The 15,402-nt window shown below is 70.1% G+C and carries 15 protein-coding genes; 10 read left to right on the top strand and 5 right to left on the bottom strand.

The genetic code is table 11. The features are described from left to right. Positions 1–142: 142 nt before the first annotated feature. Positions 143–1,024, bottom strand: coding sequence for a radical SAM protein (locus ACFWPX_RS17380; protein WP_378928230.1), 882 nt, complete (start codon positions 1,022–1,024; stop codon positions 143–145). 215 nt (positions 1,025–1,239) lie between these two features. Here ACFWPX_RS17380 and ACFWPX_RS17385 point away from each other — a divergent pair, with 215 nt between their 5' ends. Beyond that, on the top strand, positions 1,240–2,496 hold the full coding sequence (locus tag ACFWPX_RS17385) for an amidohydrolase family protein (RefSeq protein ID WP_378928231.1): 1,257 nt from the start codon (positions 1,240–1,242) through the stop codon (positions 2,494–2,496). Positions 2,497–2,504: 8 nt separating this feature from the next. Next, positions 2,505–2,807: a hypothetical protein gene (locus ACFWPX_RS17390; RefSeq protein ID WP_378928232.1), complete on the top strand. Its 303-nt coding sequence runs from the start codon at positions 2,505–2,507 to the stop codon at positions 2,805–2,807. A gap of 57 nt (positions 2,808–2,864) precedes the next feature. Here ACFWPX_RS17390 and ACFWPX_RS17395 read toward each other — a convergent pair whose 3' ends face one another. The 4 genes from ACFWPX_RS17395 to ACFWPX_RS17410 are packed head-to-tail and all read right to left on the bottom strand — an operon-like array spanning position 2,865 to position 7,885. Continuing rightward, complete coding sequence (locus tag ACFWPX_RS17395) at positions 2,865–4,025, bottom strand: thiolase family protein (protein WP_378928233.1); 1,161 nt, start codon at positions 4,023–4,025, stop codon at positions 2,865–2,867. After that, complete coding sequence (locus tag ACFWPX_RS17400; RefSeq protein ID WP_378928234.1) at positions 4,022–5,194, bottom strand: OB-fold domain-containing protein; 1,173 nt, start codon at positions 5,192–5,194, stop codon at positions 4,022–4,024. Before ACFWPX_RS17400 ends, ACFWPX_RS17395 begins: the two co-directional genes overlap by 4 nt. 19 nt (positions 5,195–5,213) lie before the next feature. Continuing rightward, positions 5,214–6,422, bottom strand: coding sequence for a CaiB/BaiF CoA transferase family protein (locus ACFWPX_RS17405; protein WP_378928235.1), 1,209 nt, complete (start codon positions 6,420–6,422; stop codon positions 5,214–5,216). Then, positions 6,419–7,885 (bottom strand): aldehyde dehydrogenase family protein, encoded by a 1,467-nt coding sequence (locus tag ACFWPX_RS17410; RefSeq protein ID WP_378928236.1) that lies wholly within the window; start codon positions 7,883–7,885, stop codon positions 6,419–6,421. The genes ACFWPX_RS17405 and ACFWPX_RS17410 overlap by 4 nt, the downstream gene beginning before the upstream one ends. A 208-nt stretch (positions 7,886–8,093) precedes the next feature. Here ACFWPX_RS17410 and ACFWPX_RS17415 point away from each other — a divergent pair, with 208 nt between their 5' ends. The 8 genes from ACFWPX_RS17415 to ACFWPX_RS17450 are packed head-to-tail and all read left to right on the top strand — an operon-like array spanning position 8,094 to position 15,279. Further along, positions 8,094–8,801, top strand: coding sequence for an SDR family NAD(P)-dependent oxidoreductase (locus ACFWPX_RS17415; protein ID WP_378928237.1), 708 nt, complete (start codon positions 8,094–8,096; stop codon positions 8,799–8,801). Positions 8,802–8,832: 31 nt separating this feature from the next. After that, positions 8,833–9,693 (top strand): mycofactocin-coupled SDR family oxidoreductase, encoded by an 861-nt coding sequence (locus ACFWPX_RS17420; RefSeq protein ID WP_378928238.1) that lies wholly within the window; start codon positions 8,833–8,835, stop codon positions 9,691–9,693. Positions 9,694–9,707: 14 nt separating this feature from the next. Beyond that, positions 9,708–9,905, top strand: coding sequence for a ferredoxin (locus ACFWPX_RS17425; protein ID WP_378928239.1), 198 nt, complete (start codon positions 9,708–9,710; stop codon positions 9,903–9,905). Further along, positions 9,902–11,248, top strand: a complete 1,347-nt coding sequence (locus ACFWPX_RS17430) for a cytochrome P450 (protein ID WP_378928240.1) — start codon at positions 9,902–9,904, stop codon at positions 11,246–11,248. The genes ACFWPX_RS17425 and ACFWPX_RS17430 overlap by 4 nt, the downstream gene beginning before the upstream one ends. 15 nt (positions 11,249–11,263) lie before the next feature. Further along, complete coding sequence (locus ACFWPX_RS17435; RefSeq protein WP_378928241.1) at positions 11,264–12,925, top strand: OB-fold domain-containing protein; 1,662 nt, start codon at positions 11,264–11,266, stop codon at positions 12,923–12,925. Between the two features lie 25 nt (positions 12,926–12,950). After that, positions 12,951–13,907 (top strand): alpha/beta hydrolase, encoded by a 957-nt coding sequence (locus ACFWPX_RS17440; protein ID WP_378928242.1) that lies wholly within the window; start codon positions 12,951–12,953, stop codon positions 13,905–13,907. A 5-nt stretch (positions 13,908–13,912) separates the two neighbouring features. After that, positions 13,913–14,446 carry a DoxX family protein gene (locus tag ACFWPX_RS17445; protein ID WP_378928243.1) on the top strand — a complete coding sequence of 178 codons (534 nt, stop codon included), beginning with the start codon at positions 13,913–13,915 and terminating at the stop codon, positions 14,444–14,446. Further along, positions 14,446–15,279, top strand: coding sequence for an NAD(P)-dependent oxidoreductase (locus tag ACFWPX_RS17450; RefSeq protein WP_378928244.1), 834 nt, complete (start codon positions 14,446–14,448; stop codon positions 15,277–15,279). The genes ACFWPX_RS17445 and ACFWPX_RS17450 overlap by 1 nt, the downstream gene beginning before the upstream one ends. Positions 15,280–15,402: the final 123 nt, after the last annotated feature.

Here is a 15,402-nt window from a genome sequence, read left to right on the forward strand (position 1 = left end):
ATATGAGCCGGGTTTTCACGCACCTGCTCACCTCACAATCGCCGCTACCCCACCCCCCCCGCCCGCGCGCGCCCCGTGGGGCGCGGGGGGCGGGCGTCGATTCGGTGCCGCTAAGCGGCCGCGAACAACATGACCGGACCGCTCAGGCGCCGCGCGCGACCGCGGGTGCGGCCGGGCAGCCGCCGGTGCGGGCGTGGGCGAGCAAGGGTGCCTGTTGCCAGAGTGCGGCGAAGCCGCCCTTGGCCCGGATGGTGCCGACCGGTGGTGCCGGGCGGGGCACCGGGCAGGCGAACACCAGGCCGGTCGCATCGATGCGGCAGGTGTCGATGCCCGCGCCGCAGGTCTCGGCGAGGTCGCCGGTGAGGTGCGGGCCGAGGCGGATCTCGCCGCCGTGGGCGCGCAGCCAGGCCGCCAGTGCGCGGCGTTGTCCGGCATCGGGGGCCGAGTCGGTGGGGCGGTCGCCGGTCAGCCGGAGTCGGGCACCGAACAGGTCGGCGACACCGGCCAGCGCGTCGAGGTGATCGGCCGTGTGCCGGGTGAGGGGTGCGGTGACCTCGAACTCGTAGTCGCCGGTTGAGGCGAGCAGTTCCATGGCGCGCACACTCGCGCGGTACGCACCGGCGCCACGCACTACGTCGTCGGCGGCCGAAGTGGCCGCGGACAGGCGGATCCGGGCGGTGAGCCGGTGGTCGCCGGCCAGGCGCCGGGCCACCGCCGGGGTGATCCCGGTGCCGTCGGTGTCGAAGGCCAGGCTCATCCCCCGCTCGCGCACGCGGTCCACGATCGCCCAGAAGTCGGCGCGCTCGGTGGGTTCGCCGCCGCCGATCTCCACCGCGTCCACCCCGATCCGGGCGAGATCATCGATCAGCTCGAAGCAGGCGGTGGTGCCGAGCAGATGATCGCCGGGCACCACCGGCCGACGCCGGGCGGGGTCGTCGCGACGGGTGGCGAGTTCCCAGACGACCGAGGTAGGTGGGTCGAGCGGCACCGAACCCGCTCCGGACAGATACCGACGAGCCGTCATGCGCCCTCCAGGTGAGAATGTCATTCTTTTCGGCCATGTTACCCATCAGTGCCGGAAACAGGCCATTATCGGCCCACCGATCCTCCCTACCTTCAGTCCGATCACCGTTCTCGTGCGGTATGATTTTCCAATTGCGAGAATTTCATTCTCGCTAGGTGGGTCGCCTGTTTCGATCGTGCGATCCCAGCGCAGCACCTGACAGAGCGAGGAGTCCCGTGAACACCGACGACCTGATACTCGTGAGCATCGACGACCACGTGGTCGAGCCACTCGATATGTTCGACCACCACGTCCCCCGCAAATGGGCCGATTACGCACCGCGGGTGGTCGCCGACGAGAAAGGCATCGACCACTGGATCTACCGGGACCGGCCGACCGGCGTCGCCGGGCTCAACGCCGTGGTCACCTGGCCCGCCGAGGAGTGGGGCCGCGACCCGGCCGGGTACGCGGAGATGCGCCCCGCCGTCTACAACGTGCACGACCGCGTGCGCGACATGGACGCCAACGGCGTGCTCACCTCCATGTGCTTTCCCACCTTCACCGGTTTCAGCGCGGGACATCTGAGCCGCGGCGGCCAGGACGAGATCACCGTCGCGATGATCTCGGCCTACAACGACTGGCACCTCGAGGACTGGGCGGGCGCCTATCCCGGCCGCTTCATCCCGATCGGCATTCTGCCCATGTGGGATCCGCAGCTGGCGGTCGCCGAGATCGAACGCCTCGCCGCCCGCGGCTGCCACTCGGTGACCATGCCCGAACTGCCGCATATCGACGGCCTGCCCAGCTATCACGACATCGACTACTGGGCGCCGGTGTTCCATGCGCTGCAGGACAACGACACAGTGATGAACCTGCACATCGGCCAGGGCTTCGGCGTGCTGCGCCTTGCCCCGGACGCACCGATCGACAACCTCATGGTGCTGGCGCCGAGTATTTCGCTGATCGCGGCCCAGGATCTGCTGTGGGGACCGGCTTTCCGGCAGTTCCCGAAGCTGAAGGTCGCGCTGTCCGAGGGCGGTGTCGGCTGGATCCCGTTCTTCCTCGACCGCTCGGACCGGCACTACACCAACCAGCGCTGGCTGCGCCGCGACTTCGGCGGCAAGATGCCCAGCGACGTCTTCCGCGAGCACGTGCTCGCCTGCTACGTCACCGACCGGACCGCGCTGAAGTTCCGCCACGACATCGGCATCGACAACATCGCGTGGGAATGCGACTACCCGCACTCGGATTCGATCTGGCCCAACGCGCCGGAGTTCGTGCTCGAGGAACTCCTGGCCGCGGGTGCCGACGACGACGACATCCACAAGATCACCTGGGAGAACGCCTGTCGGCACTTCAACTGGAATCCGTTCGGGCACATCCCGCGCGAGCGGGCCACCGTGGGCGCGCTGCGCGCCACCGCCACCGACGTGGATGTCTCCACCCGCTCGCGCGCCGACTACGCGGCCGCCTACACCCGCCTGCACGGCTGAGGACTGCCATGACAGCTCGACTGATGGTATTCGCCACCCCGCACGACGGGATGGACGACGAGTACAACCGCTGGTACACCGACGTGCACATCCCGGAGATGCTCACCATCCCCGGTGTGGTGTCGTGTGAGCGGCACAAACTGGCCAGGGGCGGACCGGAGGAGGCCCGCTACCTGTCGGTGTTCGTGCTCGACGGCGAACCGTCCACCGTGCTCGCCGAACTCGGTGCCCGCGCCGCGGACGGCCGGATGACCGTGACGGCGGCGGCCGACTCCGCCCGCACCCGGCTCACGGTCTGGCATTCCCTCTGACCACCACGAGAGCCCGGTCCCCGTTCGGGGGCCGGGCTCTCGTGTGTCGCGCCGGACTCAGCGGGCAGGGCCCTCGAGAATCGTCACCGCGGCGACCGCGGTCGGCCCACCCAGGTTGTGCGCCAACCCGAAACGCGCGCCGTCGACCTGGTTCACCGCGCTACCGCGCAATTGCTCGAACAGCTCGACGCACTGGGCGATGCCGGTGGCGCCGGGCGGGTGCCCCTTGGTTTTGAGACCACCGCTGGGATTGACCGGCAGCGCACCGCCGACCGAGGTCGCTCCGGTCTCGAGGAGCTTGTGTGCCTCGAATTTCTCGGCGAAGCCGAGATCCTCGTAACTCATCAGCTCGATGCCGGTGAAGTAGTCGTGTACCTCGGCCACATCGATGTCGGCCGGGCCGAGACCGGCCATGGCGAACGCGCGGCGGGCCGCCCGCAGGGTCGCCGGGAAGGTGGTGAGATCCGCCCTGTGCTGCACCATGATCGAGTCCAGCCCCAGCCCGACCCCGCGCACCCACACCGGCGCGTCGGTGTAGCGGTCGACCACGTCCTCGGCGACGAGCACCAGCGCCGCGGCACCGTCGCTCTGCGGCGCGCAGTCGTACACCCCGAACGGGTCGGCCACGATCGGCGCCTGCAGCGCCTGCTCCATGGTGATCTCGAAAGGCAAGCGCACCTTCGGATTCCGCGCACCGTGCCGGTGGTTCTTCACCGCCACCATGGCCAGGTGCTCGCGGGTGGCCGGTGACTCGTGCAGGTAGCGACTCACGTGCAGGGCGAAGCCCGCGGGTGCGAACAGGCCCAGCTCGTAGTCCCAGGCGCGATGCCTGGTCATCGACTCCCATTCGCGGAGCATGTCCTTCTCCGCAGTCTCGCGCAGCTTGTCCGCGCCGATCACCAGCGCGACGTCCACCGCACCGGAAGCGATGGCGTACAAGGCATTTCGTACCGCGTCGTTGCCGGTGGCGCACGAGTTCTCGATGTGGGTCACCGGCAGGTCGGGCAGGCCGAGCGCTTCGGCGAGGATCCCGGACGGGAACCCGTCGGTGGTCCGCAGCGCGCCGAACCACGCGGCCTCGATGTCGTCGATGCGCAAGCCCTTGTCGACGGAGGCTGCGCATTCGGCGAAGGCCATCGGCAGCAGATCGCTCAGACCGAAGGCGAAGTGTTCGGCGAACGGGGTCATCCCCGCGCCGACGACGGCGACTCTTCTCATACCGTTTCCCTTTCCGGCTCGAACGCGTATCCGTAGTCCGGGACGCCCGAACGTATCGCCACCCGGCGCAACACCATTCGGCCCCGCACCCCGATCCCGGCGGTGCCTGCGTCGGCGCCGGTCACCTTCGCCAGCGCGCGCACGCCGATGTCGTCGAGTTCGACGACCACCAGCGTGTACGGGCTCTTCTGACCGGGCACGGGCATGCGCACGGTGGTCGCGGTATAGACGGTGCCGGTGCGCGGCAACGGCACCAGGGTGTAGGCGGTGGCGAGGCTGCCGTCCGCGCCCAGCCGATAGCGGGGCGGGAAGTCCAGCTCGTCGGTGCCCTCGTGTCTGCCCGCCTCCCAGCGCACCTTGGCTTCGAAGGCGCGCTCGTAGGCGGCCAGCGAGAGCGGCAGGTCCGTCCCTGGTTCGATGACGCCCTCCAGTTGCGGGCGCGCGGGCGGCTCGAGCCGCCGCAGCGCCAGCGGGCCGGGCACCACCGTGACACCGGACAGGCTCGCCTGCTCCACCCCCACCAGCAGCCCCGCGGCATCCCGTTCCGCCATCGCGGCCAGCGCGAACAGCGCCGACGACGCGCCCGTGGTCGGCAGCTGGGGCGGCGTCCCGCACAGGGCGGCCGCCTGCTTGTACTCCACTCCGGCGACCGCGACCGGGGTGTCGAGCCAGGCCGCTGACAGCGACGCCACCAACCCGCGCTCGCGCAGCAGCCGGGGATCGCCGTAGTCGTGGACACCGTCGGCGTGGCGGGTCCGCACCGGCAGACTGCGCGCGACCCTGGCCGTGGTGCGCACCTGCACACCGTTGCGGTCGGAGATCCACGCGGCGGCCGCACCGGCGGGCTCGAGATCCACGCCGATCACCAGCGTGCGCGGCCGGGCCGAACTCAGCGCGTCCAGGGTGGCCGGGGCGCCACCCAGCCGCTCGGTCACCTCGAGCTCGGGATCGAGACCGAGCCCCGCCAGCAGCACCGCGGTATTGCTGCTCTCCACCAGCGGCAGCTCGCGGCTGACCAGCACCACCCGTTCCACCGGTTCGCCACCGGCGAGCGCGGCCCGGCCCGCTTCCACCGCGAGGGTGACCGCGTCCTCGTCGTCCCCGGCGACACGATGATGCCGGTCCCCCCAGCAGGGTAGATACGTCCCCATCGACGCGACGTTCGGCATATCGATTCCTTCCGGACGACTAGGTGACCGCGCCCGCGGTCTTGAGCGTGATGATGCGATCCCAGTCGAGCCCCAGTTCGAGCAGGATCTCCTCGGTCTGCGCGGCGAACTCCGGTCCTGGCCGCAGCTGAGGCGGCGCCACGTCGAACTGCACCGGGCTGGAGACCAGCTCGAGCTCGCCCGCGGGCAGCAGATAGTCGTTCGCCCTGATCTGGGCGTCGGCGAGCAGCTGGACCGAATCCTGTACCGGCGCCCACGGACCCGCCAGCGTGGCGAACCGTTCGGTCCACTCGGCGAGGGTGCGCCCGCCGATCACCTCGCGCAGGATCGCCACCGCCTCGGCGGTGTGCTCCGCGATCGACGCGGCGTCGGCGAAGCGGGGATCCTCGGCCAGCTCGGGCCGGTCGACGTGGCGGCACACGTCGGCCCAGAACTTGGCGGGCTGCAACATGACGAACGACAGGTAGCGATCGTCGGAGGTGGCGTAGAGGCCGGAGAGCGGATTGGTCGGCGCGCCGTGCACACCCGGTCGCGGCGCGCGCATCGGCTGCTGCTGAGAGGCCGACAGCGCGATCGTGTGCCCGAGTGCCCACAGCCCGCTGCCGAGCAGCGACACGTCGACCACCGAGGTCTCGCCGGTGCGTTCGCGTTTGAGCAGCGCGGCGGCGATACCGCCTGCCAGGTTGGTGCCCGAGATGGTGTCGCCGAAGGCCGGGCCTGGCGGCTGGATCAGCCCTTCGGTGCCCTCCGGGGTGATGGTCGCGGCGATCCCGCCGCGGCACCAGAAGGCGGTCATGTCGTACCCGCCGCGGACGGCCTCGGTACCGCGGGGACCGAGCGCGCTGCCCCTGGCGTAGACGATGTCCGGGTTGACCGCGCGGATGTCGTCGACGTCGATGCCGAACTTGGTCCGCGCGGACGGCAGGAAGCTGGTGAGGAACACATCGGCGTTCTTCGCCAGCGCCGTGATCACCTCGCGGCCCTCCGGCACGGACATGTCGACGCCGATACTGCGCTTGCCCCGATTCGCGTGCTCCACATTGGGATTCGGGTCGCCCTCAACGGTGAAGGCACCCACCCGGCGCAACCCGCGCTGCGGATCGCCCCCGCTGGCGTGCTCCACCTTCACCACATCGGCGCCCCAGTCCGACAGCACGGCCCCGGCCGACGGCACGAACCCGTACATCGCGACCTCGAGCACGGTGATGCCCGTGAGCGGCCCGCTCACGCGAGGACTTCCGCGAGGGTCTTGTGCTCGAGGAACTCCTCGAACCCGGCCACGCCCATCTCCCGGCCGATACCGGATTGCTTGTAGCCGCCGAACGGCGCGTCGGGGTGGAAGTAGTTGCCGCCGTTGATGCTGAAGGTGCCGGTGCGCACCCGTCGCGCCACCGCCTTGGCCCGGTCGGCGTCGGCGCTGAAGACCGCGCCGGACAGCCCGTAGATCGAGTTGTTGGCGATGCGGACCGCCTCGTCGTCGTCGGAGTACGGAATCAGCGCCAGCACCGGGCCGAACACCTCCTCCTGGGCGATCTCGCTGTCGGGGTCGACATTCGCCAGCAGGGTCGGTGCGTAGAAGAAGCCGGGATCCAGCTTCTTCCCTCCGGTGACCAGGGTGGCGCCCGCGGCGACCGCGCGCTCGACCATCGCGTGCACCTTGTCGCGCTGGGTGGCGCTGATCAGCGGTCCCATGTAGGTGGTCGGTTCGTTCGGATCACCGTGGCGCACATGGGCGAAGTTGGCCGCGACCAGCTCGGCGACCCGGTCGTGATCGGCGGCGGGCACCAGCAGCCGGGTGGTGAGCGCGCAGCCCTGCCCGGCGTGGGTGACGACGCTGAACGCCGCGAACACCGCCGCCTGGGTGTAGTCGGCGTCGTCGAGCAGGATCATCGCCGACTTGCCGCCCAGCTCGAGGAACACCTTCTTGAGGGTGGCGCTCGCGGCCGCCATGATCTGGCGTCCCACCGGCGTCGACCCGGTGAAGGTGACCACATCCACGTCCGGATGCGTGGTCATCCGCTTGCCCACCTCGATGTCGGAGGACGCGAGGACGTTCACCACCCCGGCCGGGATCTCGGTGTGCTCGGCGATGAGCTCGCCCAGCGCCAGCGTGGCCAGCGGGGTGTCCGGCGCGCCCTTGAGCACCACCGTGCAGCCGGCGGCCAGCGCGGGCGCGAGCTTGGCCAGGGCGAGCTGATGCGGATAGTTGTAGGCGGCGATCGCGGCGACCACGCCTGCCGCTTCCTTCTCCACCCACCGGTGATGCTGCTGCCCGCGGATCTCGACATTGCCGAGGTCCTCGGTCCAGGCGTAGCTGTCGAGCAGATCGGTGTAGTAGCGCACGATCTCGAACGGGGTCTCGAGCTGATTGCCCGCGGTCAGCGCGCGCGTCGCGCCGACCTCGGCGATCGTCAGCGCGCGCAGTTCCTCCACGTTGTCGCGCAGTGCGCGGTAGAGCTGGCGCAGGCAGCGCGCGCGGAACCGGGGATTGGTCGCCCAGGTGGTCTCGTCGAACGCGCGGCGCGCGGCGGCGACGGCGTCGTCCACGTCGGCCACCCCGGCTTCGGGCGCGTACCCGTACACCTCGCCGGTCGCGGGATCGAGCGAAGCGAGCGTCTGCCCGGTTTCGCGCAACTGCCCGTCGACGAGCAATCGACGTGTCACCGTGCCCGCCACTTCCTGCGTTGACATCCCGCCTCCTAGCTGGGACCCATGTCCCGTGGAAATCACATTCTCTCAAGTGAGAATGCTACATGCAACAAGCGGGACGGTAGCAGGGATCGGCGAGCGAATCGGCACATTTCGTCCACATCATCATCGGGTGCCCGAATTCGGCCGCAGCCCTTGCTAATCGAATCGAGGCGAGAGTACGGTTCTCACATCCGGAAGGGAGATTCTTGTGAAAACAGCGGTGGTCACCGGGGGCGCGTCCGGCATCGGGCTCGGCATCGCCGAGCGGTTGCGCGGCGACGGATTCCACGTCGCCACCCTCGACCTGAACCCGTCGGCCGACGACGACTACGCCTTCCAGGCCGATGTCACCGATCCGGAACAGATCGCGGCCGCGCTGGACGCGGTCCGCACGAAGTTCGGCCCGGTCGCGGTGCTGGTGAACTCGGCAGGGCTCGACGGCTTCAAACGTTTCGGGAAGCTGTCGTTCGCGGAGTGGCAGCGGGTGATCGATGTGAACCTGCACGGCGTCTTCCACACCATTCAGGCCGTGCTGCCGGACATGGTCGAGGCGGGCTGGGGCCGCATCGTCAACATCTCCTCGTCGAGCACGCACTCGGGCCAGCCGTTCATGGCGCACTATGTCGCGGCCAAGTCGGCGGTCAACGGCCTCACCAAAGCCCTTGCGCTGGAACTGGGTCCGTCCGGCATCACCGTCAACGCGGTGCCGCCCGGGTTCATCGACACCCCCATGCTGCGCAAGAACGAACAGGCACAGCGCCTCGGCGGCACGGTCGAGGACCACATCCAGCGCACGCCCGTCCGCCGGGTCGGCACGCCGGCCGACATCGCCGCGGCGTGTGCCTTCCTGATCTCCGAGGAAGCCTCCTACATCACCGGGCAGATCTTCGGGGTCAACGGCGGACGCAACACATGAGCATCGAACACCCCGAACGAGAGGAACTCCCATGGGACGCGTAGCAGGCAAAGTCGCCTTCGTCACCGGAGCGGCACGCGGCCAGGGCCGTAGTCACGCGGTCCGGCTGGCCGAAGAGGGCGCCGACATCATCGCCGTGGACATCTGCCACGACATCGACACCATCGGCTACGCGCTCTCGCGCCCCGAGGACCTCGAGGAGACGGCGCGACTGGTGGAGAAGGCCGGGCGCCGGATCCTGACCAGGCAGGTCGATGTGCGCGACGCCGCCGCCCTCAAGACGGTCATCGCCGACGGCGTAGCCGAATTCGGCCACCTCGACATCGTGATCGCCCAGGCGGGCATCGCCGGGATGAAGGGCACGCCGCAGTGGCAGGCCTGGTCCGATGTCATCGACACCAACCTGATCGGCGTCATCAACACCATCCAGGCCGCGCTGCCGCATCTGCGCGAAGGCGCCTCCATCATCGCGACCGGCTCGGTCGCGGCGCTGATGGACATCGCCAAGGTGGACCAGCCCGGCCGCGATCCGGGCGGCATCGCCTACGTCGTCGCCAAGCGGGGTCTCTCGGAGTACGTGCACCATCTGGCCCTGCACATCGCGGCACAGCGCATCCGCGCCAACGTGATCCACCCGACCAACTGCGATACCCCGATGTTGCAGAGCGAGCCGATGTACCGCTCGTTCCGCCCCGATCTCGAGCACCCGACCCGCGCGGACGCCGAGCCGGCTTTCGGTGTCCAGCAGGCGATGCCGATCCCCTACGTCGAGACCCGCGACATCAGCGACGCCGTGCTGTTCTTGGCGTCGGACGAGTCGCGGTTCATCACCGGAACGCAGCTGCGCGTCGACGGCGGCGGCTACCTGAAGTGGTACGAGTACCACATCTGAGAGGAAGATTCATCGTGAAGGTCCAGGTCGATGCGCAGCGCTGCCAGGGGCACACGCTGTGCGCCATGATCGCGCCGAAGGCGTTCGAACTCAGTGATATCGACGGACACTCCTCCCCGGTCGAGGAGCGGGTGCCCGCCGATCAGCAGGAGCAGGTGCGCGAAGCCGCGCACTCGTGCCCCGAGCGGGCCATCTCGCTGGCGGAGCAGTGACCGCCGACGACACCCGCCACCAACCCCGGTTCCACTTCGACCGGTACGCACCGCAATACCGCGAAGAGTTCCAGGACATCACCGAGACGATGCAGCGCGAGTGCCCGCTCGCCTGGACCGACACCTACGACGGGCACTGGGTCGCGGCGGGCAACCGCGAGGTCTTCGAACTCGCGCGCTGCCCGCACGTGTCCAACGACCACGATCCGCACGGTGTCCGCACGGGCTACCGCGGCATCTCCATCCCGCCCGCTCCCCGGGCGCGGGGGATCCGCGGTGGCATCCTCGAGATGGACGAACCCGAGCACCGGGAGCTGCGTTCGGCATTGAACCCGTACCTGTCCCCCGCCGCCGTGCGACGGTGGGTGCCGTTCGTCGACGAGGTCGTGCGCGCCGCGATCGATGAGCACATCGAGAGCGGCCGGATCGATTTCGTCGACGACCTGGCCAATGTGGTGCCCGCCGTCCTCACCCTCGGCATGCTCGGTGTGCCGCTGGCGAAGTGGACCATCTACAACGAACCGGTCCACGCGGCGGTCTACACCCCGCCGGATTCCCCGGACTATCCCCGCATCGCGGAGATGCACCGGACCATGGGATTGGATCTACTCACCAACCTGGCCGAGATCAGGGCGACGCCGCGACCCGGCCTGATCCACGCGGTCGCGACGGCGCAGGTCAACGGGGAACCGTTGCCGGACATGGAGATCCTGGGCATGCTCAGCCTGCTCATCGGCGGCGGGTTCGACACCACCACCGCGCTCACCGCGCACGCCCTGGAATGGCTGTCGGACAATCCCGACGAGCGCGCCTCGCTCAGCCGCGACCGCGAGGCGCTGCTCGATCCGGCCACCGAGGAGTTCCTGCGCTACTACACCCCGGCACCGGGCGACGGGCGCACGCTCGCGGCCGATTGCGAGGTGGCGGGCGCGTCCTTCCGGGAGGGCGACCGGCTGTGGTTGTCGTGGGCGATGGCCAATCGCGACCCGGCCGTGTTCACCGACCCCGAGCAGGTCGTGCTCGACCGGAAGGGCAACCGGCACTACAGCTTCGGGCTCGGCATCCACCGCTGCATCGGCTCCAATGTGGCACGCACGGTGTTCAAGCGGATGCTGGTCGCGGTCCTGGACCGGATGCCCGACTACCGGGCCGTCGCCGAGGAGACCGTGCACTACGACACCATCGCGGTGATCCAGGGGATGCGGCATCTGCCCGCCACCTTCACCCCGGGCCGGCGGCTCGGTCCCGGCCTGGACGAAACCCTGGCGAAGCTGCAGACGGTCATCGACGAACAGCGGCTCGCCGAGCCGGTCACCCAGAATCGCGCCGACGCGCAGATCTGATCGAGGAGGAAACCTGTGGCGGCGGACAGCACACCCGCGTCCGGGCGGCCGCTGCCGCAGCTCGGCCCGGACAACGAATTCTTCTGGACCGCGGGCGCCGACGGCGTCCTGCGCGTTCAGGAGTGCCGCTCCTGCGCCGCCCTGCTGCACCCGCCGCAGCCGGTGTGCCGCTACTGCCGCGGTCACGAACTCGGGGTCCGTGAGCTCTCCGGTCGCGCGACGCTGATCGCGTTCACGGTGAATCACCGCTTCGCCGTCCCCGGCCTCGACCCGCCGTACGTGGTGGCCACCGTCGCGCCGGTCGAGGACACCCGGGTCCGGCTGACCACCAATATCGTGGCGGCCGAACCGGATTCGCTCGAACTCGGCATGCCGGTCGAGGTGAGCTTCCAGCCCGACGGTGACGTGTGGCTGCCGCTGTTCCGCCCGGTCCCCGGCGAACCGGTCGCGCTGCCGGTGGACGAGATCGCCCCCGACGCCTATGCCGCGCGCATCCGGCCGATGGTGCGCAGCGACAAGTTCGAGGACCGGGTCGCGCTCACCGGCATCGGGATGTCGCAGATCGGCCGCAGGCTCATGGTGCCGCCGCTGTCGCTGACCGTGGCGGCCTGCGAGCGCGCGGTCGCCGACGCCGGACTCACCTTCGACGATATCGACGGGTTGTCGTCCTATCCCGGCGGCGGCAATCTCGGCGGGTTCGGCGAGGGTGGGGTGACCGCGCTCGAAGCCGCGCTCGGCATCCGGCCGACCTGGCACAACGGCGGTATCGAAACCTTCGGCCCCGGTGGCTCGGTGATCGCCGCGATGACCGCGGTGGCCGCCGGGCTGGCCCGGCACGTGCTGTGCTTCCGCACCGTCTGGGAGTCCACCTTCGCCGAGCACATGAAGGCGGGCCGGATCACCCCGAGCGGCGGCCGCACCGCCAGCTGGCTGGCCCCTTTCGGCGCCACGTCCGCGGCGCACACCCTCGCGCAGAAGGCGCAGCGCCACTTCCACGACTACGGCACCACCAGGGAGACTCTGGGCTGGATCGCGCTCAATCAGCGCGCCAACGCCGAACTCGACCCCACCGCGGTCTACCGCGACCCGATGACGATGGACGACTATCTCGCGGCCCGCCCTGTCACCAGCCCGTTCGGGCTCTACGACTGCGATGTCCCGTGCGACGGCGCGGTCGCGGTGATCGTCTCCGCGGTCGACACCGTCGGCGATCTGGCGAGCACCCCGGTGTTCGTCGAGGCGGTCGGCACCCAGATCGTCGAGCGCATCGAATGGGACCAGAGCACCCTCACCCACGAACCGCAGGTCCTCGGCCCGGCCGCGCACCTGTGGACACGCACCGAGCTGCGGCCCCGCGATGTCGATGTGGCCGAACTCTACGACGGCTTCACCTTCAACTGCCTGTCCTGGATCGAGGCACTCGGGTTCTGCGGAATCGGCGAGGCCGCGGACTTCCTCGACGGCGGCAAGAACATCGCCCGCGACGGGCTGATCCCGGTGAACACCCACGGCGGGCAGCTCTCCCACGGCCGCACCCACGGCATGGGTCTGCTCCACGAGGCCATCGCGCAGTTGCGTGGCGATGCCGGACCACGACAGGTGCCCGGCGCCCGGGTCGCGGTGGTGTCCAGCGGCGGGCTCACCCCCGGCGGTGCGATGTTGCTGCGCGCCGGGTGACGAGCGCGAAGGAAAGCGAGACGATGTGACCCTCACCCGATCCGAACTCCATACCGTCGATGACGACGCACCGGCGACCGTCGTCACCGACGTCGACGGCATCGCGGTGTCCGCGCTGTTCGCCGAGTCGCCCGCGCCACGCGCGGTGCTGATCGCCCTGCACGGCGGATCGACGACCTCGGCCTACTTCGACTGCCCGGGGCATCCGGAGCTGTCGCTGCTGCGGGCCGCGCACCGGCTCGGCTACACCGTCCTCGCACCGGACCGCCCCGGCTACGGTAGTTCCGCGCCCCACGCCGACCGGCTGATCCCGGCCGCGGTCCGGGTGGACCTGATGTTCGAGGCCGTCGAGGCCTTCCTACGCGATCGTCCGCGCGGCGCCGGGGTGTTCCTCACCGCCCATTCGGCCGGCGCGGAGCTGGCGATGCGGATGGCGGGCGATCCCCGGTTCGGCGATCTGCTCGGTGTGGAGCTGGCCGGCACCGGCTACCGCTATCACCCCGACGGCGCGGGCATCCTGCGGACCGTCGGCCCCGATTCCCCGCGGCCGCCGGGCGTCGGCGACCTGATCTGGAATCCGCCGCGGCTCTACCCCGCCGACGCCCGCCGGGGCGCCTCGATCGCCGTGCCCGCCCCACCGTCCGAGACCGAGGCCGTCGCCGACTGGGCCACGCAGGTCTTCCCGGCGCTGGCCGCCGGAATCCGGGTGCCCGTGCGCTTCTCCGCGGGTGATCACGAGCGGGTCTGGTGCAACGATGTGGCCGCGCTGGCCGAGGTGGGCGCGCTGTTCACCGCCGCGCCGCGGGTCGTGCTCAACCGCCAGCCCAACACCGCGCACAACATCAGTGTCGGCAACACCGCCGCGGCCTATCACCTGGGTCTGCTCGCCTTCGCCGAGGAGTGCCTGGTGGCCGCCGAACACGGCGAGTTCACCGGTCCCACTACACAATTGGACGGCGGCACGGTGCCGCCGGAGAGGTGAATGCGATGGACTCGACCGATACTGCCCTGCTCCTGCTGCGAGTCGTGGTGGGCGCCACCATGATCGCGCACGGGGTCAACCACTGGCTCGGCGGCGGAAAGATCGCCGGTACCGCCGGGTGGTTCACCGGGCTCGGCCTGCGCAACGGTGTGCTGCAGGCATGGGCCAGCGTGGTCACCGAGATCGGCGCGGGCGTGCTGCTGGTGCTCGGACTCGGCACGCCACTGGGCGCGGGCGCGGTGGTCGGCGTCATGCTGGTGGCCGGGCTGCTCGCGCACCGGAAGAACGGGTTCTTCGTGTTCAAGGAGGGCTACGAGTACATCCTGGTGCTCGCCGTGGCGGCGATCGCGCTGGGTGCGCTCGGGCCAGGCCGTGTCTCCCTCGATCACGCCTTCGACATCGCCGTCACCGGCTGGGCGGGCGGACTGCTCGCACTCGGACTCGGTGTCGCCGCGACCATCGGCCTGCTCGCGGCGTTCTATCGCCCGGCACCGGCGCACGTCGTCGGCAGGGAAGTCGACAGAGAGGAGGCGCGCTGATGCGCGTCGGATTCATCGGATTGGGCAGTCAGGGCGGGCCCATGGCGCGGCGCATCGTCGAGGCCGGGTACCCGACCACGCTATGGGCGCGCCGGTCGGCTTCGCTCGAGCCCTACGCCGATACCGCGGCGAGTACCGCCGACTCCCCTGCTGCGCTGGGCGCGGCCGCTGATCTGGTGTGCGTGTGCGTGGTAGGTGACGCCGATGTCCGCGAGGTCGTCACCGGTGAGCACGGCGTGTTGGCGGGTATGTCCGCAGGCTCGGTACTGGCCGTGCACTCCACCGTGCATCCGGACACCTGCCGCGAATTGTCGGAAATCGCCGCGCGCCAGGGTGTCTCGGTCGTCGACGCACCGGTGAGCGGCGGTGGGCCGGCCGCCGCCGATGGCCGGTTGCTGGTGATGGCGGGTGGGCCCGGCGACGCGGTCGAGGCCGCCCGGCCGGTGTTCGCGACCTACGCGAACCCGATCGTGCACCTGGGCGACGTGGGCGCCGGACAGTTCGCCAAGCTGCTCAACAACCTGCTTTTCACCGCGAACCTCGCGACCGCACAGGGCACGCTGCGCCTCGGCGCCGACCTCGGCCTCGATGTCGCGCGGCTCGGGGAGGTCATCACCCACGGCACCGCCGACAGCTTCGCGCTCGGCCGGGTGGTGGCCTCGGGCGGCACCCTCGACGGCCTGGCCGTGCGCGCCGGCGATCTGCTACGCAAGGATGTCGGCCTGCTCGCCGACCTGGCCTCCGCTGCGGACGCGGCACCCGGAATCGAGCTCGCCGCCGCCGATGCCGCCCTCGCGGTGATGAATCGGGAGCGACAGGTGCTGCCCCACTGACGAATCCGCGGGCTCACCGGTCCGGCGAACAGCCGACTGCGCCTCGGGCTGCACCGTGATCGATCGGCTCACCTAGTCGCCCCGATCCCCGAAAGCGCGTTGCGCCGGCCCACCGATCCGGCG

Origin of the sequence: Nocardia sp. NPDC058518, from assembly GCF_042719655.1 — a bacterium.
GTDB lineage: Bacteria > Actinomycetota > Actinomycetes > Mycobacteriales > Mycobacteriaceae > Nocardia.

What these genes read in the sequence shown, in the direction of transcription:
- ACFWPX_RS17380 (WP_378928230.1), bottom strand. Translation starts at nt 1,024, where the DNA reads ATGACGGCTCGTCGGTATCTGTCCGGAGCGGGTTCGGTGCCGCTCGAC.
- ACFWPX_RS17390 (WP_378928232.1), top strand. Translation starts at nt 2,505, where the DNA reads ATGACAGCTCGACTGATGGTATTCGCCACCCCGCACGACGGGATGGAC.
- ACFWPX_RS17395 (WP_378928233.1), bottom strand. Translation starts at nt 4,025, where the DNA reads ATGAGAAGAGTCGCCGTCGTCGGCGCGGGGATGACCCCGTTCGCCGAA.
- ACFWPX_RS17400 (WP_378928234.1), bottom strand. Translation starts at nt 5,194, where the DNA reads ATGCCGAACGTCGCGTCGATGGGGACGTATCTACCCTGCTGGGGGGAC.
- ACFWPX_RS17410 (WP_378928236.1), bottom strand. Translation starts at nt 7,885, where the DNA reads ATGTCAACGCAGGAAGTGGCGGGCACGGTGACACGTCGATTGCTCGTC.
- ACFWPX_RS17420 (WP_378928238.1), top strand. Translation starts at nt 8,833, where the DNA reads ATGGGACGCGTAGCAGGCAAAGTCGCCTTCGTCACCGGAGCGGCACGC.
- ACFWPX_RS17445 (WP_378928243.1), top strand. Translation starts at nt 13,913, where the DNA reads ATGGACTCGACCGATACTGCCCTGCTCCTGCTGCGAGTCGTGGTGGGC.
- ACFWPX_RS17450 (WP_378928244.1), top strand. Translation starts at nt 14,446, where the DNA reads ATGCGCGTCGGATTCATCGGATTGGGCAGTCAGGGCGGGCCCATGGCG.